The organism is Nocardia thraciensis (assembly GCF_054782435.1).
The window spans coordinates 313,530-338,575 of record NZ_BAAGSM010000033.1 but is presented as its reverse complement, the minus strand read 5'-3'; the positions used below and the strand labels follow the sequence as shown (position 1 = coordinate 338,575).

The following is a 25,046-nucleotide window of genomic DNA, read 5'->3' as shown; positions in this document are numbered from 1 at the left end:
CACGATCGAGCTGCTGCGCGCTCGGCTGGACGTGGTGGCCGTGGACGGTCCGCGGGACTTACCGCACCGCGGAATGACCGCGAAACCCCGAGCTATCGCAATATGGCGTTCGCATCCCGGCGTTAGCTCCCTGTGACGCAACTGGGTTGCGCCGCAGCAGGATTGTGGTTTCTCACAGTTTGCGCACGCGTCAACTACCAGCAAGGGGCGTAGACCGGATTCGAGTGCGCCGGGTGTCGCGATTTCCCTGCTGACGGACCGTTCGGCATGTAACGATGTGCCTGCTTTGCAGTACCGGAGTTTGGGAGAGGCTCGTGAGTGAGCTTGCGAGCGTCCGTCGATATAGTGCGCCCCGCGCGCCGCGGAGCCGAGCATCGGCGAGGTGAAGGCGTGAGTGGGGTCAGGACGGCGATACCGCGCGCGATCGTACCGATCGCGCTGCTGACGCTCGCCGTTTTCGCGCTGCGCGGATACGTCCCGGGTACCGGTGGGCCGCAAGCGGTTTCGCCACCCTCGGCGGTCACCGTCGCGCTGATGCCGGTGCTGGCGCTGGTGTCGATCGTGATCCTGCTGGCGGGGGTGATCACCAGCCAGCACCGCCTGCCGCTGGCCATGCCCGACCACGATCGCGATACCGTCCGGCGGCCGGGACAACTGCGGCGGGTGGGGCTGATACTCCTGGCCGCACTGGCGGTACTGGCCTTGTTCGCGGCCCTGACCTGGGTGGTGTACCTGTTGACGGGCGGTACCGGCGACGAGGCGCAGCAGCCGCCCGCGGCGCGCCCGACGCCCACGACGCCGGTCCAGACCCCACCTCCGACGACGCAGCCGTTCTCGGGAACTCCGGAACTCAGCGGCCGGGCGCTGGTGCTCGTCGGGATTTCCGCCGCCGCGCTGGTGCTGACGGCCATCGTCGGTCTGGTCGTGGTCGCCATCGGGACCCGCGGCCGCCTGACGCCGCAGGCCGCCGCACCCGATCCGATGCCCACCGAGCCGCCGGTATCGCTGGCGCAGGTGGCCGAGATGGGCCTGGCCGCGATGATCGCGTCGGGGCAGGACGCCCGCACCGCGATCATCGCCTGCTACGGCGCCATGGAACGCGGCCTGGCCCAGGCGCGCGAGGTGGCGCCGCTGATCTCGGACACCCCGTCGGAGGTGCTGGCCCGCGCGTTCGAGCGCGGCGCGCTGCACGACGCGTCCGCCCGGGAACTGGTGGCGCTGTTCGAGGAGGCGCGCTTCAGCCCGCACTCGATGCTGGAGTGGCAGCGGATGCGGGCCGAGCAACTGTTGCGCATCGTGCTGAACGATCTACAAGGCGAATCGATTGTGAGCGAGGCGATGTCATGACCCGCTCGGTGATAGTCGGCGGCGCCGTCGCGGTGATCGTCGTGCTCGAGTTGATCGCGCTCGGCAATCAGCGCGAACTGCTGGCGCTGCTGGCAGGGGTGCCGGTGCTCGGTGCGCTGGGTCTGCTGCTGTGGTCGCTGGTCGAGCGCTCGCGTGCCGAGACGCCGGCCGGACCGGGCGACGACGAGATCGACAACGGACCCGCGGAGATGTTGCGGCACTGGCGGGCCCGCGCGCAGATGCTGGCCGAGCGGGCCGACGGTTCGCGCGCCGACTGGGACCGTCACCTGCGCCCGCTGCTGGCCAAGGAATTCGAGTTGTCGAGCGGTCACCGGATCTCCAAGAACCGCCGTGCCACCGAGTCCGCCGGAATACTGCTCTTCGGCCCCGAACTGTGGCGCTGGGTGGATCCGGCGAATTCGGCGCTGCGCGACCAGAACAGCCGCGCGCCGGGCCGCCCGGCACTGGACGAGATTCTGCGCAGGCTGCAGTCGATGTGAAAAGGTAGAGATGAGTGCGAGTACGAACATGACGACACCGATGGACGTGACCATCAAGCGCAGCGAGGCGGTGCTGCGGGAGATCGCGCGCGTCGTGGTCGGCAAACGCGAAGAGCTGCAGCTGATCATGGTGGCGGTGCTGTCGGGCGGACACGTCCTGATCGAGGACCTACCCGGGCTGGGTAAGACGCTCATCGCCCGATCCTTCTCCGCCGCACTGGGTTTGCAGTTCACCCGCGTGCAGTTCACCCCGGATCTGCTACCCGCGGACCTGATCGGCTCCACCATCTACGACATGAACTCGGGCCGTTTCAATTTCCGTCGCGGCCCGGTGTTCACCAATATGCTGCTGGCCGACGAGATCAACCGCACCCCGCCCAAGACGCAGGCGGCGCTGCTGGAGGCGATGGCCGAAGGCCAGGTCAGTATCGACGGCGAAACGTTCCCGCTGCCACAGCCTTTCATCGTGCTGGCCACCGACAATCCGATCGAGTACGAGGGCACCTACCCGCTGCCCGAGGCGCAGTTGGACCGGTTCGCGGTGCAGCTGCGGCTGGGGTATCTGTCCGAGCAGGACGAGACGCAGATGATCCGCCGCCGCTTGGAGCGCGGTTCGGTACCGCCGCAGGTAGGGCAGGTGGTGGACGCGCAGGGCCTGCTGGAGATGCGGCAGGCGGTCGAATTCGTCACCGTGCATCCGGATGTCGTCACCTATGTGGTGGCGCTGGCGGCCGCGACCCGCAGCCACCCACAGGTGGAGGTGGGCGCCAGCCCACGCGCCGAACTGGATCTGGTGCAGATGGCCCGCGCCCGCGCGCTGCTGCTGGGCCGCGACTTCGTCGTCCCCGAAGACGTGAAGGCCCTGGCCATTCCGGCCATCGCGCATCGCATCACCCTCCGCCCGGAGATGTGGGTGCGGCGCATTCGCGGCGAGGATGTGATCACCGAGCTGCTGCGCCGCCTGCCCGTCCCGCGCGCCACCGTCACATGAGGCATCGAGATACCAGCTCGGTCGCCGAGGCCGAATTACGTTGGCGACCGGCTCCTCTGGTATTCATGCTGGCGAGTGCGGCGGCGCCGGTGCTGGTGCTCGCGGTGATGCTGGAACGCTGGCAGCTGCTGGTGTTCGCGGCGCCCATGCTCGGGGTGCTGGCGACCGCGCCGTGGCAGGTGTCGCGCACCAGGATTCAGGTCGACGGCGCGGGCGTGCTGCGCTGCTTCGAATCCGAGGAGGTGGTGCTGAGCGTCGCCGCCTTCGTCGAGGACGGAAACGCGCTGCTGCGGTGTACGACCCGGCAGACGCACGGGCTCGAGGTCCGAGTGGAGGAGGCGGTGGACTCCGGCCCGGCTCCGGCCGGTCTGCGGCTGGCGTTGTCGACCGGGCGCTGGGGTCGCTACCCGGTGACGACGCGGGTCACCGCGCTGAGTCCGGCGGGACTGGCCGTGGCCTCGGTGACGATGCCCGCGGGTGAGGTCTATGTGTACCCGATCGCCGATCCGCAGCGAATGCGGTTGCCGCGCACCGATCTTCCCGAGCGCATCGGCACCCACCTCACCCGGCGGCACGGACCTGGCGTGGAGTACGCCGATATCCGCGCGTACGCGCCGGGCGATCAGCTGCGCACGGTGAACTGGCCGGTGAGTGCGCGCCGCGGCCGTCTCTACGTCACCGAGCGGCTCACCAACCGTGCCGCCGATGTCGTTGTGCTCGTGGATACTTCGCTACAGGCGCCCGGCCCGGCGGCGGATTCGCTGGAGCTCTCGGTGCGCGGCGCGGCGCAGGTCGCGCAGTCGGCGCTGCAGGCCGGTGACCGGACCGCGGTGGTCTGCCTGGGCCAGGCCCCGCGCTGGCTGCGGCCGGATATCGGGCGCCGGCAGTTCTATCGCATCGTCGACACGGTGCTGTCGGTCGGCGACGAGCACATCGTCACCTCCGGCACATTGGCGCCGCACGCGGCGGTGCCGCTCGGCGCGATCGTGGTGGCGTTCTCGACGCTGCTGGACACGCAGTTCGCGCTGGCCCTGATCGACCTGCGCAAGCGGGGGCACGTGGTGGTGGTCGTGGACGTGCTGCGCGGCGCCCCGTTCTACGAGGGCCTCGACGCCACGATGGCGCGCATGTGGCAGCTGGAGCGGGCATCTATGTACCGCGATATGGGCACGGTGGGCGTCGATATCGTGGCCTGGCCGGAGGACACCCGGCTCGACCAGGTGATGCGGCTGATCCCCGAGCATCGCCGAGTGGTGCGGGTGCGGCGATGACGAAATTCCTGGCCGTGCTGTCCGGCCTGCTGCTGACCGCCGCGGTGGCGGTCGTGCTGCCGTGGGCGGCGATTCCCGCGGCCGTCGCGGTGGTGGCGGGTTGGCGGTTCCGGGCCTGTGCGGTGCTTGCCGTGCTGGTGGCGCTGGGCGCGCTCGCCTGGGACGACACCGGTGCCCTGGCCGCCGCCGGTACCGGCCTGGTGGCCACCACCTACCTGCTCAATACCGCGACCGTGCACGCGCCCGCCGGGGTGGTCCCGACCACGCTGCCGTCGGTCACGGGCGCGCTGGTCTTCGCGTCCGCCGCCGTCGCCGCCGCCCTGGTCCCGGTGCAACTGGCCTGGGTGCCCCTGGCCGCCCCGATCGTGGTGGTGGTGCTGTACGCCCTGATCATCCAGGGTTTGACCAGCGGGCGTTGGCATGCGGGCGGCGCGGGCGAGACTGCGGTGGATCCCGGCCGAAAGCGTGCCGGGGATGATGGGGATCGGGGACGAGCCGCTGTGTGAATGACCACATGACCGGGTTCCGTAACCCCCGCTAAGTACTACGCCTTGTAGTGTCGGAGGGATGTGGACTATCCCGATCATCGCCGTCATCTGCTCCGTCGCCATCGCCATCCTGTTCGCGACGGGTTTCCCGGACGCGGAGTGACGCCCTCGAATCAGGTCGTGAAGGTCAGCTTCACCTCGGCCAGGACCGGGGCGTCCTCGCGGTCTACCACGGTGGCCGCGATGGTCAGTTCGTTGCCTTCCAGCCAGATTCGGGAGCGGATGGTTTCGCCCGGGTACAGGACCCCGGCGAAGCGTGCGCGGAATCCGGTGACCCGGGCGGCATCCGAGTTCAGCACGGTGTCGACGGCGTTCTTGCAGACCAGCCCGTAGGTGCACAAGCCGTGCAGGATCGGGTTGGGAAAGCCCGCGGCGCGGGCGAATCCGGGGTCCGAGTGCAGCGGATTGCGGTCGCCGCACATCCGGTACAGCAGCGCCTGCTGCGGCAACGTCGGCGTGGTGACGTCGAAATCCGGTGCGCGGTCCGGCAATTCGGACTTGTTGCTGGGCCCGCGCTCGCCGCCGAAGCCGCCCTCGCCCTTGGCGAAGATGGAGGAGCGCGCGGTCCACAGCGGATCACCGTCCGAGTCGGAGACCGTGGTCTCCTGCACGACCACCGCGGCTGAGCCCTTGTCCCAGATCTCACTGATCCGACCGGTGCTCCTCGCCTTCCCCGCGGCCGGAATCGGCTTGTGCACCACGACTTCCTGGCTCCCGTGCACCACCTTCGCCAGATCGATCTCCACGCCGGGGAAGCTGACCTTCGGCGGTTCGGTCACCCCCAGCGTCGGCGCCACGGTCGCGAACGTCGGCAGCACCTGCGGCGCGCGGTCGTCGAGATAGCGCAGCTCACCGGTATCGGTCCAGCGCGCCCCGGCCCCCAGGCCGAGGTGGTAGAGCTGCACGTCGGACGGCGTCCACGCGAACTCCAGCTCCGGAAGCGCCGCTCCCAGAGCTACTTTCGGATCGATAGGCATCGTTCTCTCTCCTTTGTTCCGGCCCCTCCACCTATGTCGTTCCGGCACGCTTTTGGCCGGGATCCATACGGGAAGGAGTGCCCAGATGCGAGCGGATTCCGGCCGAAAGCGTGCCGGAATGACGAGTCGGTTCTACTTGCTCGCTGCCTGCTTCTTCCTCTCGACGATATCCAGTACCGCCAGATACCCGTAGGCGATGGCGGGGCCGATGGTCGCGCCGGGCCCCGCGTACGTGTGGCCCATGACCGGAGTCGAGCTGTTGCCGGAGGCGTAGAGGCCCTCGATCGGACTGCCGTCCTCCCGCAGCACCCGGCCGGCGGTGTCGGCGACCAGCCCGCCCTTGGTGCCGAGATCGCCGGGCACGATCTTGGCCGCGTAGAACGGGCCCTGCTCCAGCGCCGCCAGGCAGGGGTTTGGCTTCACGGTCGGATCGCCGTAGTACCGGTCGTAGTGACTCTCGCCGCGGCCGAAATCCTCGTCCTTGCCGGTCTCGGCGAACTTGTTGAACCGGGCGACGGTCGCGGCGAGGCCGTCCGCGGGCACGCCGATCTTGTTCGCCAGCTCCTCGAGGCTGTCGGCCTTGACGATGTTGTCGTTTTCCATCCAGCGAGACGGAATGCGCTGGCCGGGCTGCAGCGAGGCGAAGATGTAGCGGTTGCGGTAGCGCTGGTCGAACACCAGCCAGGTGGGGATGTTCTCGCCCGGCCCGGCGCCCTGCCCGTACTCGCCGCCGTACATGGTGTGCACCGCCTCGACATAAGGAGCCGACTCATTCCCGAATCGCTTCCCGTCGGCGTTGACCATGATGGCGCCGGGCAGATTCCGCTCGGCCAGCGCGAACCAGGGCTTGCCGCCCTTGAAGATGGTCGGTCCCCACCACGCGTCCTCCATGAAGCCGACCGCGCCGCCCGCCTCCATGCCCGCGACGATGCCGTCACCGGTGTTGGCGGCCGCACCGGTGGTCCACTCGGTGGTGATGGGCTGGCGCTGATACTTCGTGCGCATCTCGGCGTTGTGCTCGAAGCCGCCGCTGCCCAGGACCACGCCGTGCCGGGCGGTGAAGGTGACCGGCTTCCCGTCCTGCAGCGCCTCCACACCGGTGACCACGCCGTTGTCGATGACGAGCTTGGTCATCGGCGTGTTCAGCAGCAGGGGTACGTTCGCGTCCATGAGCCCCTTGCGCATGGCCGCGATGATGGCCTGGCCCATACCGAGAATGTGCTTGCCGGTCCACTTGGCCAGGTAGGTGCGCGCACCGACCCGCATGGCGCGCATCATGCCCTTCGGGTGGCGCCTGATCAGGTTGAGCCGGACGAAATCGGCCTGCATCACGACGACGTTGAGCGGCGCCTTGGCATAGGGCGGCTCCAGCTTGAACCGCTCCTCGCCGAGCACCTTGGCGTTGAACGGCTTCGGCTCGCACGAGCGCCCGGCGCCCAGGCCGCCCGGCGCCTCCGGGTAGTAGTCGGAGTAGCCGGGCACCCACTGCAGCCGCAGCGGCGTGTGGTCGAGCACGAAGTCCAGCGCCTCCGCGCCCCGGTCGATGTAGGTGTCGATCCGCTCCTTCGGCACCGCGGAGCCTTTCCCGCCCCCCGTACCGATGATGCTGTGCAGGTAGCGGCGCGCCTCCTCGCGGTCGTCGGGTCGCCCGGACGCCCGCAGCGCCTTGTTGCCGGGAACCCAGACGCCGCCGCCGGAGCGTGCCGTAGATCCCCCGTAGTGAGCGGCCTTTTCGATGATCACCACGCGGAGCCCGTGGTGGGCGGCGGTGAGCGCGGCGGTCATCCCGGCGGCGCCGCTGCCGACCACCACCACGTCGTATTCCCGATCAGTCATGTAGAACACGTTATAGAATCAGTCTCGGTTCGGTCTATATTGGTGTGGCAGACGGCGCAACTGTCCTCGGTTTTCGCTGGAAACTCGTTTCAGTTTGCCGTCTCGGTCACCGACCGGCCCCCAGTGGAAGGAACAAGCGTGCTGTCCGACGCGGTACGGAGTGAACTGGCCGCGGAGCTCGCGGTCGCCGAGCGTGACCGGGTGCCGATCGACCCGCTGGTCGCGCGGCATCCGGGCATCGATGTGGTCGATGCCTACGAGATCCAGCTGATCAACATCCGGCAGCGGCTGGCGGGCGGCGCGCGGGTCGTCGGCCACAAGGTCGGGCTGTCGTCGAAGGCGATGCAGCAGATGATGGGGGTGGACGAGCCCGACTACGGGCATCTGCTGGGTGAGATGCAGGTGTTCGAGGACGTGGCCGTCGACACCTCGAAGTATCTGTATCCGCGCGTGGAGGTCGAGGTCGGTTTCGTGCTCGGCAGGGATCTGCCCGGCGCGGAGTGTACCGAGGCCGACGTGCACGACGCGACGGTTGCCTACGCGCCGTCCATCGAGCTCATCGACACCCGCATCAAGGAGTGGAAGATCGGGCTGTGCGACACCATCGCCGACAACGCGTCGTCGGCGGGCTGGGTGCTGGGAACGGAGCGGGTCGAGCCGAACCTGTTGGATATCAAGAAGATCGACGCCAAGCTGACCCGCAGCGGTGAGGTGGTCGCCGAGGGCCGCAGCGACGCGGTGCTGGGCGATCCGACCATCGCGGTGGCGTGGCTGGCGCGCAAGGTCGCCTCCTTCGGCGTGCGGCTGAAGGCCGGCGACATCGTGCTGCCCGGCTCCTGCACCCGTGCCATCGACGCCCGCCCGGGCGACGATTTTCTCGCCGAGTTCACCGGACTCGGTTCCGTCCGTCTGCAATTCAGCTAGGAGATACTCGTGGCTTCCAACGGAAAAGTCGGTGCCGCCATTGTCGGCTCCGGAAACATCAGTACCGACCTGCTGTACAAGCTGCTGCGGTCGGAGCGGATCGAGCCGCGCTGGATGATCGGAATCGACCCGGACAGTGAGGGTTTGAAGCGAGCCCGCGGGCTCGGGCTGGAGACCTCCGCAGAGGGCGCGGATTGGCTGCTGGCCCAGGCGGAGAAGCCGGAGCTGCTGTTCGAGGCCACCTCGGCCTACGTGCACCGGGAGTACGCGCCCAAGTACGAGGCGGCCGGGATTCGCGCGATCGATCTGACGCCCGCGGCCGTCGGTCCCGCCGTGGTGCCGCCGGTGAACCTCGGCGACAACCTGGATACGCCGAACGTCAACATGATCACCTGCGGTGGGCAGGCGACGATTCCGATGGTCGCGGCCGTCTCGCGGGTGGTCGAGGTGCCCTACGCCGAGATCGTGGCATCGGTGTCCTCGGTGTCGGCGGGGCCCGGAACCCGCGCCAATATCGACGAGTTCACCAAGACCACCAGCCGGGGCGTGGAGACCATCGGCGGCGCCCGGCGCGGCAAGGCGATCATCATCCTGAATCCCGCCGAACCGCCGATGATCATGCGCGACACCATCTTCTGCGCGATCCCCGAGGACGCCGACACCGGTGCGATCACCGAGTCGATCCACCGCATGGTCGCCGACATCCAGGAGTACGTGCCCGGCTACCGGCTGCTCAACGAGCCGCAGTTCGACGAGCCGTCCGTGGTTTCCGGTGGGATGGCGAAGGTTTCGGTATTCGTGGAGGTGGAGGGCGCGGGTGACTTCCTGCCGCCCTACGCCGGGAATCTCGACATCATGACCGCGGCCGCCACCCGCGTGGGTGAGGTCGTCGCCGGTCAGATCGTCTCGGCTCGGGTGTAAGGAGAAGTAGGACAATGCCTTTCAGCAACGAACTCGACATCCGTGTCACCGACACCTCGCTGCGGGACGGGTCGCATCACAAGCGCCATCAGTTCACCGCCACCGAGGTGCGCGATATCGTCACCGCGCTCGACGGCGCGGGCGTGCCCGTGATCGAGGTGACCCACGGCGACGGCCTGGGCGGCTCCTCGTTCAACTACGGCTTCTCGAAAACCCCTGAGCAGGAACTGGTCACGATCGCGGCGCAGACCGCCAAGCAGGCCAAGATCGCGGTCCTGATGCTGCCGGGCGTCGGCGTGAAGGAGGACATCAAGGTCTCCCAGGACAACGGCGCCTCGATCGTCCGCATCGCCACGCACTGCACCGAGGCCGACGTGTCCATCCAGCACTTCGGCCTCGCACGGGAACTCGGCCTGGAGACCGTCGGCTTCCTGATGATGTCGCACACCCAGCCGCCGGAGGTGCTGGCCAAGCAGGCCCGCATCATGGCCGACGCGGGCTGCCAGTGCGTGTACGTGGTGGACTCCGCGGGCGCCCTTGTGCTCGAACAGGTTTCCGACCGCATCGCCGCGGTGGTCGCCGAGCTCGGTGACGATGCCCAGGTCGGCTTCCACGGCCACGAGAATCTGGACCTCGCCGTCGCGAACTCGATCTACGCCGTCCGCGCGGGCGCCAAGCAGATCGACGGCAGCGCACGGCGTTTCGGCGCGGGCGCGGGCAACACCCCCGTCGAGGCCTTCATCGGCGTCTGCGACAAGCTCGGCATCAAGACAGGTATCGACTTCTTCGCCATCGCCGACGCCGCGGAAGACGTCGTCCGCCCGGCCATGCCGCAGGAATGCCTGCTCGACCGCCAGTCCCTGATGATGGGCTACGCCGGCGTGTACTCCAGCTTCCTCAAGCACGCCGAACGCCAGGCCGAACGCTACGGCGTCTCCGCCGCCGAAATGCTCGTCCGCGCAGGCAAACGCAACCTCGTCGGCGGCCAGGAAGACCAACTCATCGACATCGCCCTCGAGTTGCAGCGCGAACAACAGTCCGCCACCGCCTGAGCGGCGACGGCCGCCCCACCTGTCGAAGAGCTGCGGAAGGTATCCGTCCGCGGCTCTTCGGCTGTCGTCGACACCATCTGCGTCGCCGAAGAAGTCGTCCGCCTTCTGCCGCATCAGTGCATAATCGACGCGCGCGATCCTGCTGTGGCAGAGCATGCTCGCGGACGGGGCGGGCATGACGCAGTCTGCGGTCGCGCGCTTCGAGCTGGTCGTGGTGGCTGTAGGTGAATCTACAGCCAGGTGTCCAGGGTGGTGGTGGTGAGGAAGTGCTCGAGGTCGGCGCGCCAGGGGGCGGGCACGGTCTTCTCGGGTTCGATGGCGGTGTACTGGCCGCGGTAGAACAACAGCGGCCTGTCGGAGTCCGTGGACTCCGACAGGGCCTGGACTCGGCCGAACACCACGAAGTGATCGCCGCCGTCGAGCACGTTCGCCACAGTGCACTGGATCGTGGCCAACGCGCCGTCGAGGGCCGGAAGCCCCAGATCCGTGGTGTGCCAATCGATTCCCGCGAACTTGTCCGGTTCGCGGGAGCCGAAGCGGGCACACACCGGCTGCTGCTCCTCGGCGAGCATGTTGACGCAGAAGCTGCCGTTGGCCTCGATCGCGGCCCAGGAGCGAGAGTGCCTGGTGGGGCAGAACAGCACCATCGGCGGGTCCAGCGACAGCGCGGCGAACGACTGGCAGGCGAACCCGATCGGCGCCCCCTCCGGATCGAGCGTCGTGATCACGGTGATGCCGGTGCAGAACTGCCCCAGCACATTCCGGTACTGCCGCGCATCGATCTCGGGAGAATCGGTGCCCGCCAAGCCGTCCGCCGTCATGTTCTTCTCTCCTGCCCTACTTGAACCCGATGCTGAAGTCGTGACCCCACAGGCTGACCGCGGTCGACTCCCGGGCGATCCAGTTCTCGTCCTCGACTTCGAGTCCCTCACAACCGAATTCGATATCGAACCCGCCGGGCGTCTTCATGTAGAACGACAGCATCTTGTCGTTGATGTGGCGGCCGAGGGTGGCCGACATCTTCACCTTCTTGCGCAGCGCGCGATCCAGGCAGAGGCCGACGTCGTCGGAGTTCTCCACCTCGACCATGAGGTGCACGATGCCGGTCGGATTCGGCAGCGGCAGGAACGCCAGCGCGTGGTGGCGCGGGTTGCAGCCGTAGAACCGCAGCCAGGCCGGGTCGCCATCGGCGGGGCGGCCGACCATCTGCGGGGGCAGCCGCATCGAGTCGCGCAGCCGGAAACCGAGGATGTCCTGGTAGAACGCCTGTGCCGCAGCATCGTCGTTGCAGGTGAGCACCACGTGGCCCAGGCCCTGCTCGGCGGTGACGAACTTGTGCCCGTAGGGGCTGACGAAACGCCGTGCGAGATACTGCATCCCGTAGAACGCCTCCAGCGTATTGCCGGACGGGTCCTCGAACCGGATCATGCCCTCGACGCGACGCTCGGCAAGCTCCTCCGGGGTGCCCTCGGTGAACGGGACGTCGGCCTTGGTGAGGGTCTCCCGAAGTCGTTGCAGCCCTGGGCCGTCGGTCACCTCCCAACCCGAGACCAGCAACCGGTCGGACTCACCCGGCACGATCACCAGCCGCGCCGGGAACTCGTCCATGCGCAGGTAGAGGGCCTCGGAATCGGGCCCGTCGGCCTCCATCATGCCGAGCACCTTGGTGCCGTACTCCCGCCACGCCGCCACATCGGTGGCGGCGATGCGCATGTATCCGAGCGCTCGAATGCTCATATGTCACTTCTCCTTGGGGGCAAGGAAGTCGGCCGTCAACCGGTTGAATTCGTCGAACCGCTCTCGCTGCGCCCAGTGTCCACACTGGCCGAACACATGCAACTGGGCGCGAGGAATCGTCTTCAGGGCGACGAGGGCGCCGTCGATCGGATTCACCCGGTCCTCGCGGCCCCAGATCAGCAGCACGGGCTGGCGCAGTTTGTAGGCCTCGCGCCAGAGCATGCCCTTCTCGAAATCGGCCGAGGCGAACGACTTTCCCATCGCGCGCGTGGCCGCCAGCGACTCCGGCGCGGCGGCCGAGGCGAACCGCTCCTCGATCAACTCCGGCGTGATCAGCTTCTGATCGAAGACCATGATCCGCAGGAAGGCCTCGAGGTTCTCCCGCGTGGGCTCGACGTTGAACTTGCCCAGCGCCTTCACGCCCTCGGTCGGATCGGGCGCGAACAGGTTGGTGCTCAACCCGCCCGGCCCCATCAGCACGAGTTTGCCCGCGCGGTCGGGATAGTCGAGCGCGAACCGCACCGCCGCACCGCCGCCGAGCGAATTGCCCAGCAGGTGCACGCGATCGGTGATCTCGAGCGTATCGAGCAGATCCTTCAGCGCCGACGCGCTGTGCACGAAGTACTGCGGATGCTCGGTCGGCTTGTCCGACAGCCCGAATCCCGGCTGATCCACGGCCAGTACATGGAAGTTCTCGGCCAGCACGCCGATATTGCGGGAGAAGTTGGACCAGGACGAGGCGCCGGGACCGCCGCCGTGCAACAGCACGATCGTCGGCCCGTTGCCGACGCCCGCCTCGTGGTAGTGCAGCTTCAGATCCGGTCGCACCTGCGCGTAGCGCGAGGTCGATTCGAAGGTCAGTTCCGCTGTCGTCGTCATTCGGCAGTCTCTCCTAGACCATCGTGTCGGTGACGGGCAGGCCGAACGTACCCGTGCCGAAGGCGACGTACGCCCGCTCGGCATCGTTGGCGGCGTGCACCCTGCCCGCGTGCGCATCCCGCCAGAACCGTTGCAGCGGTGTGTCGTTCGCCAGCGCCGTGGCGCCCGAGCTCTCGAAGAGCTTGTCGATCGAGGCGATCGCCCGGCCGGTGGCGCGCACCTGGTCGCGCCGGGCGGCCAGCCGCAGCTCGAACGGAACCTCTTCGCCCGCAACGATATGCGCGTACTCCTCGGAGAGATTCCCGGAGAGCTGGCGCCAGGCGGCGTCGATATCGCTGGAGGCCTCCGCGATCCGCACCTTCGCGAACGGATCGTCCTTGGCCTTCTCCCCGGCGTAGGCGGCACGCACCCGCTTGCCCTGGTGCTCGACGTGCGCGTCGTAGGCGCCGTACGCCATGCCGACGATGGGCGTCGAGATCGTGGTGGGATGGATGGTGCCCCAAGGCATCTTGTACAGCGGATCGGTGTTGTGTTCCAGGCCGGGCGATTTCAGCTCGGACATCGTCTTGAAGCTGAGGAAGCGGTGCCGCGGGACGAAGACGTCGTTCACCACGATGGTGTTGCTGCCGGTGCCGCGCAGGCCCACCACGTTCCACACGTCGTCGATGCGGTAGTCGCTGCGCGGGATCAGGAAGCTGCCGAAGTCGACCGGCTTGCCGTCCTTGATCACGGGCCCGCCGACCACCACCCAGTCCGCGTGGTCGCAGCCGGACGACCAGGCCCAGGAGCCCTTGACCGTGTAGCCGCCCTCGGTGACCAGGCCCGCGCCCATCGGTGCGTACGACGACGAGATCCGCACCTCGGTGTCCTCGCCCCACACGTCCTGCTGCGCCCGCTGATCGAACAGCGCCAGATGCCAGTTGTGGATGCCGATGATGCCCGCGACCCAGCCGGTGGAACCGCACGCGCTCGCGATCTTGCGGACGGTGTCGTAGAAGACGACGGGATCGGCGGCATGGCCGCCCCACTGACGCGGCTGCACGAGCCGGAAGAACCCGGTCGCCTGCAGGGCCTTCATGGTCTCGTCGGGAATGCGGCGCAGATCCTCTGCCTCCTGCGCACGCTCGCGCAGCATCGGCAACAGCGCTTCGACCCGCTCTACTACTTCTTGCGTCATCTCGGGGGCTGCTCCTTGCCTGGTCGATCGACAACGGGGTTATCGGCCCCGAAGCCTGCGGTGAGACCGATACTAGTCTTGAGACTAGAACACGTTCTTATTCCTGTCGAGAACGGGTACCCCCAGCATCTCAGGACGAGCCTTTGCCTGGTAGTCGACGGAATAGCTGGCGCTGCGCCGCACAATTTTGTAACGTGTTCTAGTGCTTGTAGAGGAGGGATCGCCATGGCAGTAACCCCACAGCGGAGCGGCGGGAAGGTTCGTGAGATCGATGTCGGCACCGCGCCCACCCGGTATGCGAGGGGATGGCATTGCCTCGGCCTGGCCGCGCCGTTCCGGGACGGCAAACCGCATGCCATCTCGATATTCGGCACCAAGCTGGTGATTTTCGCCGACAGCAAGGGCGAACTGCAGGTGCTCGATTCGTACTGTCGGCATATGGGCGGCGATCTGAGCATGGGCGAGATCAAGGGCGACTCCGTCGCCTGCCCGTTCCACGACTGGCGCTGGGGCGGCAACGGTCGCTGCACCGGGATTCCGTACGGCCGCCGGGTGCCCCCGCTGGCCAAGACCCGGGCGTGGACCACGCTGGAGCGCAACGGTCAGCTGTTCGTGTGGCACGACCACGAGGGCAATCCGCCGCCGGACGACGTCACCATCCCGTACATCGAGGGCCCGTGGACCGATGCCGACGGGAATCCGAGCGAACAGCTCGACAGCGGATGGACCGAATGGACCTGGCATTCGCTGCTGATCGAGGGCGCCAACTGCCGCGAGATCATCGACAACGTGGTCGACATGGCGCACTTCTTCTACATCCATTTCGCCTTCCCGACGTACTTCAAGAACATCTTCGAGGGCCATATCGCCACGCAGTTCCTGGAGACCAAGGGCCGTCCGGACATCGGCATGGCGGCGAAGTTCAACGGGGACACGCTGCTGAAGTCCGAGGCCTCGTATTTCGGCCCCTCCTACATGATCAACCCGCTGATCAACATCTACAGCGGGTACGAGGTCAAGAGCGTCCTGATCAACTGCCACTACCCGGTGACGCAGGATTCGTTCGTGCTGCAGTGGGGCGTCAGCCTGGAGAAGCCGACCGGCGTCGACGGTGAGATGGCGGATCGCTTGGCGGCAAAGATGACCGAGGGCATCAGCGAGGGCTTCCTGCAGGACGTCGAGATCTGGAAGCACAAGTCCAAGATCGAGAATCCGCTGCTGGTCGAGGAGGACGGCCCGGTCTACCAGCTGCGCCGCTGGTACGAGCAGTTCTACGTCGACGTCGCCGATATCGACCCGAAGATGACGCAGCGCTTCGAATTCGAGGTCGATACCTCCAAGGCGAACGAGGCATGGGAGGCGGAGGTCGCCGAAAACCTGCGCCGCAAGCGGGAATCCGAGGAGGCCGCGAAGTCCGAGGCCGCGGAGGCGGGAGTCTGATGGCCACCTGGGCGAAAGCACCGGACTTCGCGGACCGGCCGGAGCGGCGGGCCGAGGTGCGCGCCCAGACCGTGGTCGACAAGCGCCACTACCTCGAGAACGGGCTGACGCCGATCGCGTGCGGGACCTGCGGCGCCCAGGTCCTGGTGCGCAAGGCCAGCTCCCATCAGAAGTCGGTGCAGTGGACGGCGAGCCCCGCCGACCACTGCCCGGTGTTCAAGGAGCTGTCCCGCGGGCCCGGCCGCCCGGACACCTGCCCCAACCTGGAGCAGGCGATCGAGCAGGCCGTCGACGACGGTGTGCTCCCGGTCGACGACTAGGACGGGCGGACTTGGCGCACATGCGAGTGCGCCTCGCTGTACGCGAGCGTGATGTGGGTGAACAGGTCTATCCGCTGCTCGCGGGCAGCACTGCTGTCCGGTTCTATCAGGCACTGGGTGGCGGTACCGTCGTGCACCGCGACCAGGGCGCGGCCCAGCGCCACCGGATCGGTGACCCGGCGCCCCGCGCGGCCGAGCAACTCCTCCAGCACCGGCAGCAGCGCCGCGACGATCGCCTCCTCGCGCGCGGCCATCACCCGGCGCAGCGGCGGATTGCGCAGCGCGTGCGCGGTGAACTCGAAGGTGATCCGAAACCACTTCTCGTCCAACGGAACCGCGCGTAGTACCTCCTCGACTCCGGATCGGACGTCGGTCACATCGGTGCCGCCGCCCTCGAGGACCGCGGTCAGCTCGTGCAGCAGCTGCTGCGACCGCTGTTCCCACATGGCCAGGAACAATTCCTCCAGCGAGGTGAAGTTGGAGTAGAACGCGCCGCGCGTGAACCCCGCACGCTCGCAGATCTGTTCGACCGTGCAGCGCCCGAACCCCTCGTCCGCGAACGCCTCGAAGGCCGCGTCCAGCAGCCGCTGCCGGGTCTGCGCCCGGCGCTTGGTCATGCGCCGTCCGCGCTGCTCGGCGGTGCCCGCGGTCGGCTGCCCGGTCTCGGTGGACGTCGGCACCGGCAGGCCTCCCCTCACTGTTCGGATACATGAGCGTATCAAAAGTGGGCATCCCCGACTTCCGCGGGCCGCGCGGGGTGTGGACCAAGGACCCGATCGCGGAACTGCCGTCCCGATCGGCACTGTGCTGCCGTCGTTGGTCGACGAGCTGCTGGGGGGAGGCCTAGCCGAACGGCGTCTTGGGCCGCTCCTGCTTCTCGCCGTCGATGAAGACGTCCACCTTCTCGTCGTAGAAGCAGGCCAGCCCGGCGACCTTCTGGCTTTCCGGCAGCGGGGTCCGGTAGATCCAGACCAGGTCTTGGTACTCGGCATCGCCGATGCGGATGTTGAAGTACTCGGCCGTGCCCTTGTACGGGCAGCGGGTCCGCTTCGAGGAGGACGTCAGCAGTTCGGTCCGGACATCGGTCAGCGGCAGGTAATACCTTGGCGGCAGGCCGGTTTCGAACAGGATGTGCGGCGCGTGGGATTCGGCGACGGTCTGTCCGGCGATGGCGATTCGCACGTGCCGGGAGCTGACCAGGACGTCGACGCGCGTGTAGGGGTCGCGCGGGTGGACGTACACCGGCTCATCTTCCTCGAACCATTCGTCCATCAGATCCCAGTCCAGCCGCACCAGATCCTGCAGCTCCGGAATCGGCGAGTCCGGATAACGCACGGCCGCAGCGGATCTGGTGATGCCGTCGACCACCACGTCGTACTCCACGCCCTCGCCGCGGCTGGGGGAGTGCCGGGTGGATCCGGTCGGCTCCAGTTTGGCGCGAAGGTCCGCGGCGGGCAGATAGTAGGTCGGGTAATAAGGGCTTTCCCAGACGAGCGTCGGCGCGGTGGTGTCGATCACCAGCCGACCGTCGATGTAGGTCCGCACTCGCTTGTGGCCGCGTTCGGTCCGGACCCGCCCCCGCGTTGTTTCGGTCATACCCATCGACGGTACTCCCGGACGGTGAACCCTCCAGGGCTCCGCCTGCGTGCGGGCAGGCCGGACAACCCTGGGCGGCAGCCCTTGCCACCTGCGCGTTCGCGGCTCCGGGCGGGCTCGATAGGGTGTCACGGCAACATCCGGGCGAACAGAAGGTAACCAATGAACGACACGAGCGGCGCCGAGCGCGACGGCCTGCGCACCGGCCTGCGCCGTCGGCATATGACGATGCTCGCGATCGGCGGCGCGGTGGGGGCCGGGCTGTTCGTCGGCAGCGGCTCGGTGATCAAGACCGCGGGCCCGGCGGCGGTGTTGTCCTACACGGCGGCCGGAGTGCTGGTGCTCTGCGTGCTGCGGGCGCTGGGCGAGATGGTGGTGGCCCGCCCGGTGGCGGGTTCGCTGGCCGAATACGCGCGAATCGCGTTGGGCCCCTTCGCCGGATTCACCGTCGGCTGGCTCTACTGGTACATGTACGTGATCCTGGTCGGCGCGGAGGCCACCGCGGGCGCCGCGATCCTGTCCGACTGGATCGACCTGCCGCAGTGGGTGCTCGCCGCCGCGCTGCTGCTCGTGATGACCGCGGTCAACCTGATCTCCGTGCGCTCGTTCGGCGAATTCGAGTTCTGGTTCGCCTCCATCAAGGTCGCCGCGATCGTGGTGTTCCTGATCCTGGGCGTGCTCTACGTGCTGGGACTGTGGCCGAACGGCGATGCCGGGTTCGGCAATCTGACCGCGCACGGCGGGTTCACGCCGAACGGCTGGACCGGCGTGCTGTCGGCGATCGTCGTGGTGATCTTCGCCTTCGGCGGCACCGAGATCGTGACGCTGGCCGCGGCCGAGAGCGCCGAGCCCGGCAAGGCGGTGGCGCGCGCCACCAGCAATGTGCTGTGGCGGGTCGCGCTGTTCTACGTGGCGTCGATCCTGCTGGTGGTGACGATCCTGCCGTGGGACGACGCGAAGGTGTTGACCAGTCCGTTCGTCAGCGCGCTGGACACCATGGGCGTGCCCGCGGCGGGCACCGTCATGCAGGTGGTGATCCTGACCGCGGTGCTGTCGGTGCTGAATTCGGCGATCTACGTATCCTCGCGGATGCTCTACGTGCTGACCCGCGACGGCGATGCCCCGGCCGGACTGGTGCGGGTGAACCGCCGCGGCGTGCCCGCTCGCGCCGTGCTGCTGGGTACCGTCGCCGCCTGGTGCGCGGTGGTGGCCTCCTACGTCTCGCCGGACCGGGTCTTCACGTTTCTGGTGAACTCGATCGGCGTACTGCTGGCCTTCCTGTACCTAGCGGTGATGTTCTCCCAGTTGCGATTACGCGCCCGCCTGCAACGCGAGGACCCCTCCGCCCTCACCTACCGCCTCTGGTTCTACCCATACCTCAGCTGGCTCGTGATCGCCGTCCTGGCCGCGGTCCTGTTCTCCGCGGCTCTGATGTCCTCGATGCGCACCCAATTGATCTCCTCCACAATAACTTTGGTGGTTGTCGCAGCGATCTACCCCTTGCGCGCCAAGTTCGGCAAAACCCCACCGGTCCGGGAAGTACACATACTCACCCACTAACCCGAGCGACCCCCGCACCCCAGCCTGAATATGAGGTGACGAAAACTGCTCAGTCGTCGCCCGCGGTGATGGCTGCTGCCTCCGCCTCGCTGTGCTCGGCGGGGTCGTGGTCATCGACGTGGGCCAGTGGGGTGCGGGAAGGGGTTAGGCCGGGCGGGCTAGGGGGCGGGCGGGGGCGCCGAAGAGTTGGGTGTCGGCGTGGGCTCGTTTGAAGTAGAGGTGGGCGTCGTGTTCCCAGGTGATGGCTATGCCGCCGTGCATTTGGACCATTTCGCCGACGATTGTGGTGAAGGTCTGGGTGCAGTGGATGCGGGCGGCGGCGAGGTCCAGAGCCGCGTCGGGGGCCGACGATGTCGCGGAGGTCGCGGGCGCCGTGGCCGTTGGTTCCGGCAGGCCCGCGATCGCGGTGTAAGCGGCCGAGCGGGCCGATTCCACCAGCACGTACATATCGGCCATCCGGTGCTTGAGCGCCTGGAAGCTGCCGATCGCGCGGCCGAACTGCACGCGAGATCTGGTGTATTCGACCGTCAGCCGCAGGCACCGGTCCGCCGCGCCGACCTGCTCGGCAGCCAGTGCGGCCCAGGCGATATCGCGCAGCCGGGCGGTGACTGTGGCCGCGTCGCCGCCCAGCTTCCGGGCGGGTGCGGCGGCGAAGGCGATCTCGGTGAGGCGCCGGGTCGGATCCATGGTCGGCGACACCGTGCGGGCGACTTCCGCTGCGTCGGCGTCGATTTCGTATACACCATCGGCGGCCAGCACGATCAGAGTATCGGCCACGGCGCCGTCGACCACGTAATGCGCGGTGCCGGTGAGAGTTCCGTTCTCCGCCCGTACGCCCGGGGTGTCCCAGCCGCGCGGCCCCGCCCAGCACAGCGCCAGGGTGCGGGCGCCCTCGGCCACTTCGGGTAGCAGCCGGGCGCAGGCATCGGTGTTGCCGGACAGCAGCAATGCCTGCGTACCCAGCACCGCCGAGCCGAGCATCGGCGGCGCGTGCAGGGTGCGGCCCAGCTCCTCGACTACGACGAGGGCAGCGGTCAGCCCGGCGCCGATCCCGCCGAACTCCTCCGGAATCGCCAGCGCCGCAACGCCGACCTGCTCACACAGCAACGTCCACAGCTGTTCGTCGTATCCCGGCTCACCCTCGACCGCACGCCGCAGCACGGAGCTGTCCCCGTGCTTGGCCAGGACGGCCCGGACGGTGGCGGCGAGTTCCTGCAGCTCCGCCTCGTCACTCATACCTGGCCTCCCAGTTGGTTTCGGACCTTGTCGCCGAGATATCCGGTCACCGATGCTCCCTCGCGCAGTGCGGCGGCAATCCGCGCACGGTGGAAATCTGCTGTGCCCCACGCGGACCGGAGGGCGGTGACCTTGGTCAGCCACAGCGATACGTCGCATTCGGCGGTGTAGCCGATGGCGCCGTGCACCTGCAGCGCGATGCGCGCGGTGCGATAGGCCGCCTCGCCGCAGGCCAGCTTCGCCGCCGACACGTCGCGGGCGCGATCGGGCGAATTCAGGCTCAGCGCAGCGCGATGCAGCAGCGGCTCCGCCATCTCCAGCCCGATGAGCGCATCGGCCAGGTGGTGCTTGACCGCCTGGTATTGCCCGATCGGCTTGCCGAACTGGTGTCGCTGCTTGGCGTAGGCCACGCTGGTGTCCAGCAGCGCCCGGCCCGCGCCGAGCAGTTGCGCCGCGACCGCCAGCGCCCCGGCGTCGAACGCCGCATCGACCGCCGGACGCACCGCATCCCCTTCGGCGACAACAACATCCGTGGCGACGGCGAACAGGCGCCGCGCCGCGTCCACCGACCGGATGTGCTCGGTGCGGTGGGCGGTGTAGAGCCGGTCGCCGTCGGCCACCAGCACCACCTCGGCGGTGTCGGCGTCCACCGCGGGCGTCTGCGGCGTCAGCGCGATCGTGCCCAGCGCCTGTCCGTCGGCGAAGGCCGCCAGCCACCGCCGCGCCAGCGCTGAGTCCGGAAGCGCCTGCAGCAGTGTGGGAATCACCGCGGCGGTCTCGACCAGCGGCCCCGGTACGGCCGCCCGGCCGATCTCCCGCAGCGCGACCACGAGGTCGATCGCCTCGGCGCCCATGCCGCCGTGATCCTCGTCGATGGCCAGACCGAGCGTGCCCGCACCGGCCAACTGGCGGATCAGGCCGCGGCCGCCGCGGTGGTCGCCACCGGCCCAGGCCCGGATGATGCCCGGCGTCCCCGCCGCATCGCACATCTTGCGCAGGCTGTCGGCGAAATCGCGCTGTTCGGGTGCTGGTGCAAATCTCATCGAGCGGTCCAATCGGGGGTGATAGCGTGGGAGTGATACTGCGCGAGCATGATTCGCCTCCGACCTGTCACCGCGGCAGGCCGAGCAGCCGCTCGGCGATGATGTTGTGCTGAATCTCGTTGGTGCCCGCGTAGATCGGCCCCGCCAGGGAGAACAGGTATCCGTCGGTCCATCCGCTGCGCTGCTCGGCGGCCGGGCCCAGCAGGTCCAGGGCGGTCTCGTGCATGGCGATGTCGAGTTCGGACCAGAACACCTTGTTGACCGACGATTCCGCGCCCAGCTTGCCGCCCTCGGACAGCCGGGTCACGGTGGCGAGGGTATTGAGCCGGTAGGCCTCGGCGCCGACCCACGCGTCCACCACGCGATTGCGCGCCTCGGTGTCGGACAGATCGGCGGTGCTGCGCCACAGCTCCAACAGGCGCCGCGCGGTCGCGTTGAACCGTCCCGGGCTGCGCAGCGAGAGGCCGCGCTCGTTGCTCGAGGTGCTCATCGCGACCCGCCAGCCCTCGTTCGGCGCGCCGATCACATCGCGGTCGGGGACGAAGACGTTGTCCAGGAAGATTTCCGCGAAGCCGGGCTCGCCGTCGAGCTGCGGAATGGGCCGGACGGTGACACCGTCCGCGGACAGCGGGAACATCACGTAGGTGAGCCCGCGATGCCGCTCGGCCTCTGGATCGCTGCGGAACAGCCCGAAACCCCAATCCGCGTACGACGCACGCGAACTCCAGGTCTTCTGGCCGTTGAGGATCCAGCCGCCGTTGGCCCGCCGCGCGCTGGACCGAATGCCCGCCAGGTCGCTACCGGCCTCCGGTTCGGACCATGCCTGCGCCCAGATGTCGTCGCCGCGCGCCATCCGCGGCAGGATACGCTCCAGTTGCTCCGGCGTGCCGTGCTCGAAAAGCGTTGGCGCCAGCAGGAAGATGCCGTTCTGGCTGACCCGTCCGGGGGCCGCCGCGGCGTAGTACTCCTCCTCGAACAGCACCCATTCCAGCAGCGAGGCATCGCGCCCGCCGTACTCGGTCGGCCAGGACACCACCGAGAAACGCGCCTCGGCCAGCGTGCGCTCCCACTCCCGGTGCGCCTCGAAACCCGCCTGGGTGTCCATCGACGGCAGCGGGGTCGCCGGAACGTTGGTGCGCAGGAACTCCCGGACCTCCAGCCGGAACTGTTCGGTGGCCGCGTCGTAGTCCAGGTTCATCTACTTCGCCCCGTTCTGGTTCTGTGCCGCACTGGCTTTCATGGATTTCGCGTTCATGCCGCCCAGCGAGTCCGCGCCGACCTCGGCGTTGTGGGCGTGCGCGAAGTGGTGCAGGCCGAATACCGAGTCCATTCCCGCGCGCATGCCCATCAGGTCCTCGCACTGGTTGACGGCCTTCTTGGCCAACGCCAGCCCGAATTGCGGCATGGCGGAAATCTTTTCGGCCAGTTCCAGGGCCTGTGCCTCGAGCTCCTCGCGCGGCGCCACCCGGTTGACCATGCCCCACTCGTAGGCCTGCGCGGCGGTGAACCGGTCACCGGTGAACAGGATCTCCTTGGCGCGCCGCGGCCCGAGCATCCAGGGGTGGGCGAAGTACTCGACACCCGGAATTCCCATGCGTACCACGGGATCGGAGAAGAAGGCGTCGTCGGAGGCGACGATGAGATCGCACGACCACGCCAGCATCAGCGCTCCCGCGATGCAGGCGCCCTGCACCACCGCGATCGTCGGCTTGGGCAGCTCCCGCCAGCGGCGGCACATGCCCAGGTAGACCTCGGACTCGCGGGCGAAGCGCTGATCGCCGCCGGGGCGGTCGACGTGGTCCCACCACAGCGCGGCCTTGTTCGCGTAGTGCACGTGGTGGTCGCGTCCCGGCGTGCCGATGTCGTGTCCGGCGGAGAAGTGTTTCCCGTTGCCCGCCAACACGATCACCTTGACCTCGGCGTCCTCCACGGCGCGGGTGAAGGCGGCGTCGAGCGCGTAGGTCATTACCGAGTTCTGCGCATTGCGGTACCGCGGCCGGTTCATCGTGACGATCGCGACCGGCCCGCGGCGTACGTAGGTGACGACCTCGCCTTCGTCGGGGATCTGCCCGTCGGGGTTCTCGGTCACGAAATCTCCTCCCGTAGTTGCCGCTTGAGTACCTTTCCGGCGGCGCTGTAGGGCAGCTGGTCGCGGAACTCGATGTAGCGGGGCACCTTGAAGTTCGCCAATGTCTGCTTGGCATAGGCGATCACGTCGTCCTCGGTGAGCGCGGTGCCGGACCTGCGCACGATGTAGGCCTTGCCCACCTCGCCCATCCGCTCGTCCGGCACGCCGATCACGGCGGATTCGGCGACCCCGTCCAATCGGGCCAGCGCCTGTTCGATCTCCGCCGGGTAGACGTTGAAGCCGCCCGCGATGTACATGTCCTTGAGCCGGTCGGTGATCCTCAGATAGCCGCGCTCGTCGAGGATTCCGACATCCCCGGTGTGCAGCCAGCCGTCGGGATCGATGGTCTTGGCGGTGTTCTCGGGATCGTCGAGGTAGCCGAGCATGACGTTCGGCCCGCGCATCAGCAGCTCGCCGTTGTCGTCGATGCGCAGCTGGAATCCGGCGATCGGCCCGCCCGACGTGCCCGCGATCACCTCTGCGGGGTCGTCGGGTCGGCACATGGTGCCGAATCCGGCGGATTCCGAGAGTCCGTAGGCGGTGACCACCACATCGAATTTCAGTTCGCTGCGCATTCTTTCGATCAGCACCACCGGGACGGTCGCGGCGCCCGTGACGGCCACCCGCAGGCTGCTCAGATCGAAATCGGCGCGGGCGGGGTGCTCCAGGATGGTCTGGTAGATCGTGGGCGGTCCGGTCAGCACGGTGATGCGCTGCCGCTGCACCATCCGCATCGTCTCCGGCACGTCGAACGTCGCCTGCGGCACGATGGTGGCGCCGGTGACCAGGCAGGCGATCATGGCCGCCTTGTAGCCGAAGTTGTGGAAGAACGGCGGGATCACCAGGTACCGGTCGGAGCTGTTCACCGTCGAGCACTCGCACCAGGCGCGCACCACGTCGAGGGCCTGCCGATGCGCGACCAGGGTGCCCTTGCTGCGGCCCGTGGTGCCGGAGGTGAACAGGATATCCGAGATATCCTCGGGGCCAACGGATTCCCCGCGCACGATCACATCATCCCGCGAGACCTGCGTGGCGAGGCGCTCGAGCTCGGACCATTCGACGACCGCGTTCCCATCTGCCGGAAATTCGGGGGGCTCGCCGGGCCTGTCCCCTGGAATCACGATGACCGTATCGATCACCAGATCCGGTGCCGCATCCCGCAATTCGGCCAGCCGATCGCGCCCCAGGAACGGCCCGGCCACGAACAGCGCCTTGGCGTTCACGCGCTCCAAGGTCTCCGCCGCCTCGGCGGCGACGTATCGAGTATTCAGCGGAACCAGCGCCGCACCGGCGTAGTGCGAGGCCAGCGCCGCCACCACCCAGTGGTACGTATTCGGCGCCCAGATGGCGATCCGGTCACCGCGCTCGACACCGCGGGCGATCAGCGCCCCGGCCGTCCGCCGGACCGCATCGAGCAACTGCACCCAGCTCAGCTGGACGTCGCCGTCGTGCACGGCGGGCGCGTCGCCGAAGGTGCGCGCCGCCTCCTGCAGGGCGAGGGGAGTGGTCTGCACAGGGGTTGTCACGGTCGTCCTCCCGCGGCGAGCCGCGAATCAGAATCTG

24 protein-coding genes are annotated in these 25,046 nt (G+C 68.1%); 11 read left to right on the top strand and 13 right to left on the bottom strand.

From position 1 onward, the window contains the following. Positions 1–390 precede the first annotated feature (390 nt). Genes ACYVLQ_RS22725 through ACYVLQ_RS22705 form a run of 5 tightly spaced genes read left to right on the top strand, consistent with a single transcriptional unit; the run spans position 391 to position 4,615 of the window. Complete coding sequence (locus ACYVLQ_RS22725) at positions 391–1,347, top strand: DUF4129 domain-containing protein (RefSeq protein WP_460699514.1); 957 nt, start codon at positions 391–393, stop codon at positions 1,345–1,347. Next, positions 1,344–1,847, top strand: a complete 504-nt coding sequence (locus ACYVLQ_RS22720; protein WP_460699513.1) for a hypothetical protein — start codon at positions 1,344–1,346, stop codon at positions 1,845–1,847. The genes ACYVLQ_RS22725 and ACYVLQ_RS22720 overlap by 4 nt, the downstream gene beginning before the upstream one ends. A gap of 28 nt (positions 1,848–1,875) precedes the next feature. Continuing rightward, positions 1,876–2,838: an AAA family ATPase gene (locus ACYVLQ_RS22715; RefSeq protein WP_460699607.1), complete on the top strand. Its 963-nt coding sequence runs from the start codon at positions 1,876–1,878 to the stop codon at positions 2,836–2,838. After that, positions 2,835–4,109 (top strand): DUF58 domain-containing protein, encoded by a 1,275-nt coding sequence (locus ACYVLQ_RS22710; RefSeq protein WP_460699512.1) that lies wholly within the window; start codon positions 2,835–2,837, stop codon positions 4,107–4,109. Before ACYVLQ_RS22715 ends, ACYVLQ_RS22710 begins: the two co-directional genes overlap by 4 nt. Continuing rightward, on the top strand, positions 4,106–4,615 hold the full coding sequence (locus ACYVLQ_RS22705) for a hypothetical protein (RefSeq protein WP_460699511.1): 510 nt from the start codon (positions 4,106–4,108) through the stop codon (positions 4,613–4,615). Before ACYVLQ_RS22710 ends, ACYVLQ_RS22705 begins: the two co-directional genes overlap by 4 nt. A gap of 155 nt (positions 4,616–4,770) precedes the next feature. On the opposite strand, the gene ACYVLQ_RS22700 is transcribed toward ACYVLQ_RS22705, so the two are convergent. Together ACYVLQ_RS22700 and kstD are read right to left on the bottom strand one after the other, a co-directional pair. Beyond that, entirely contained in the window at positions 4,771–5,634 is an 864-nt protein-coding gene (locus ACYVLQ_RS22700; RefSeq protein WP_460699510.1) for a MaoC/PaaZ C-terminal domain-containing protein, read from the bottom strand. Positions 5,635–5,766: 132 nt separating this feature from the next. After that, entirely contained in the window at positions 5,767–7,479 is a 1,713-nt protein-coding gene (kstD, locus tag ACYVLQ_RS22695) for a 3-oxosteroid 1-dehydrogenase (RefSeq protein WP_460699509.1), read from the bottom strand. A 129-nt stretch (positions 7,480–7,608) separates the two neighbouring features. On the opposite strand from kstD, the gene ACYVLQ_RS22690 reads away from it, so the two are divergent. The 3 genes from ACYVLQ_RS22690 to dmpG are packed head-to-tail and all read left to right on the top strand — an operon-like array spanning position 7,609 to position 10,367. Beyond that, on the top strand, positions 7,609–8,394 hold the full coding sequence (locus tag ACYVLQ_RS22690; protein WP_460699508.1) for a 2-keto-4-pentenoate hydratase: 786 nt from the start codon (positions 7,609–7,611) through the stop codon (positions 8,392–8,394). Positions 8,395–8,403: 9 nt separating this feature from the next. Further along, the gene (locus tag ACYVLQ_RS22685) at positions 8,404–9,315 is read left to right on the top strand and encodes an acetaldehyde dehydrogenase (acetylating) (RefSeq protein ID WP_460699507.1); all 912 of its coding nucleotides are present in this window, start codon (positions 8,404–8,406) and stop codon (positions 9,313–9,315) included. Positions 9,316–9,329: 14 nt separating this feature from the next. Continuing rightward, positions 9,330–10,367, top strand: coding sequence for a 4-hydroxy-2-oxovalerate aldolase (gene dmpG, locus ACYVLQ_RS22680; protein WP_460699506.1), 1,038 nt, complete (start codon positions 9,330–9,332; stop codon positions 10,365–10,367). A 230-nt stretch (positions 10,368–10,597) separates the two neighbouring features. On the opposite strand, the gene hsaB is transcribed toward dmpG, so the two are convergent. Genes hsaB through hsaA form a run of 4 tightly spaced genes read right to left on the bottom strand, consistent with a single transcriptional unit; the run spans position 10,598 to position 14,160 of the window. Beyond that, entirely contained in the window at positions 10,598–11,188 is a 591-nt protein-coding gene (gene hsaB, locus ACYVLQ_RS22675; RefSeq protein ID WP_460699505.1) for a 3-hydroxy-9,10-secoandrosta-1,3,5(10)-triene-9,17-dione monooxygenase reductase subunit, read from the bottom strand. A 16-nt stretch (positions 11,189–11,204) separates the two neighbouring features. Further along, positions 11,205–12,104, bottom strand: coding sequence for an iron-dependent extradiol dioxygenase HsaC (hsaC, locus tag ACYVLQ_RS22670; RefSeq protein ID WP_460699504.1), 900 nt, complete (start codon positions 12,102–12,104; stop codon positions 11,205–11,207). A 3-nt stretch (positions 12,105–12,107) separates the two neighbouring features. Then, positions 12,108–12,983, bottom strand: a complete 876-nt coding sequence (hsaD, locus tag ACYVLQ_RS22665) for a 4,5:9,10-diseco-3-hydroxy-5,9,17-trioxoandrosta-1(10),2-diene-4-oate hydrolase (protein ID WP_460699503.1) — start codon at positions 12,981–12,983, stop codon at positions 12,108–12,110. Positions 12,984–12,996: 13 nt separating this feature from the next. Continuing rightward, entirely contained in the window at positions 12,997–14,160 is a 1,164-nt protein-coding gene (gene hsaA / locus ACYVLQ_RS22660) for a 3-hydroxy-9,10-secoandrosta-1,3,5(10)-triene-9,17-dione monooxygenase oxygenase subunit (protein ID WP_460699502.1), read from the bottom strand. Between the two features lie 225 nt (positions 14,161–14,385). Here hsaA and ACYVLQ_RS22655 point away from each other — a divergent pair, with 225 nt between their 5' ends. After that, positions 14,386–15,600, top strand: a complete 1,215-nt coding sequence (locus ACYVLQ_RS22655; RefSeq protein WP_460699501.1) for a Rieske 2Fe-2S domain-containing protein — start codon at positions 14,386–14,388, stop codon at positions 15,598–15,600. Beyond that, on the top strand, positions 15,600–15,920 hold the full coding sequence (locus tag ACYVLQ_RS22650) for a hypothetical protein (RefSeq protein ID WP_460699500.1): 321 nt from the start codon (positions 15,600–15,602) through the stop codon (positions 15,918–15,920). Before ACYVLQ_RS22655 ends, ACYVLQ_RS22650 begins: the two co-directional genes overlap by 1 nt. On the opposite strand, the gene ACYVLQ_RS22645 is transcribed toward ACYVLQ_RS22650, so the two are convergent. Continuing rightward, the gene (locus ACYVLQ_RS22645; protein ID WP_460699606.1) at positions 15,917–16,606 is read right to left on the bottom strand and encodes a TetR/AcrR family transcriptional regulator; all 690 of its coding nucleotides are present in this window, start codon (positions 16,604–16,606) and stop codon (positions 15,917–15,919) included. The two genes, ACYVLQ_RS22650 and ACYVLQ_RS22645, sit on opposite strands and share 4 nt — an antisense overlap. Positions 16,607–16,763: 157 nt before the next feature. After that, complete coding sequence (locus tag ACYVLQ_RS22640; RefSeq protein ID WP_460699499.1) at positions 16,764–17,516, bottom strand: DUF427 domain-containing protein; 753 nt, start codon at positions 17,514–17,516, stop codon at positions 16,764–16,766. A gap of 162 nt (positions 17,517–17,678) precedes the next feature. Between ACYVLQ_RS22640 and ACYVLQ_RS22635 the strand changes: the two genes are divergently transcribed. Further along, positions 17,679–19,076, top strand: coding sequence for an amino acid permease (locus tag ACYVLQ_RS22635; RefSeq protein WP_460699498.1), 1,398 nt, complete (start codon positions 17,679–17,681; stop codon positions 19,074–19,076). Between the two features lie 144 nt (positions 19,077–19,220). Here ACYVLQ_RS22635 and ACYVLQ_RS22630 read toward each other — a convergent pair whose 3' ends face one another. The 5 genes from ACYVLQ_RS22630 to ACYVLQ_RS22610 form a co-directional block, all read right to left on the bottom strand. Continuing rightward, the gene (locus ACYVLQ_RS22630) at positions 19,221–20,312 is read right to left on the bottom strand and encodes an acyl-CoA dehydrogenase family protein (RefSeq protein ID WP_460699497.1); all 1,092 of its coding nucleotides are present in this window, start codon (positions 20,310–20,312) and stop codon (positions 19,221–19,223) included. Then, positions 20,309–21,355: an acyl-CoA dehydrogenase family protein gene (locus tag ACYVLQ_RS22625; RefSeq protein ID WP_460699496.1), complete on the bottom strand. Its 1,047-nt coding sequence runs from the start codon at positions 21,353–21,355 to the stop codon at positions 20,309–20,311. Before ACYVLQ_RS22625 ends, ACYVLQ_RS22630 begins: the two co-directional genes overlap by 4 nt. Before the next feature lie 67 nt (positions 21,356–21,422). Further along, complete coding sequence (locus ACYVLQ_RS22620; protein WP_460699495.1) at positions 21,423–22,553, bottom strand: acyl-CoA dehydrogenase family protein; 1,131 nt, start codon at positions 22,551–22,553, stop codon at positions 21,423–21,425. Next, on the bottom strand, positions 22,554–23,444 hold the full coding sequence (locus ACYVLQ_RS22615) for an enoyl-CoA hydratase (protein ID WP_460699494.1): 891 nt from the start codon (positions 23,442–23,444) through the stop codon (positions 22,554–22,556). Beyond that, the gene (locus tag ACYVLQ_RS22610) at positions 23,441–25,009 is read right to left on the bottom strand and encodes a FadD3 family acyl-CoA ligase (protein ID WP_460699493.1); all 1,569 of its coding nucleotides are present in this window, start codon (positions 25,007–25,009) and stop codon (positions 23,441–23,443) included. Before ACYVLQ_RS22610 ends, ACYVLQ_RS22615 begins: the two co-directional genes overlap by 4 nt. Positions 25,010–25,046: the final 37 nt, after the last annotated feature.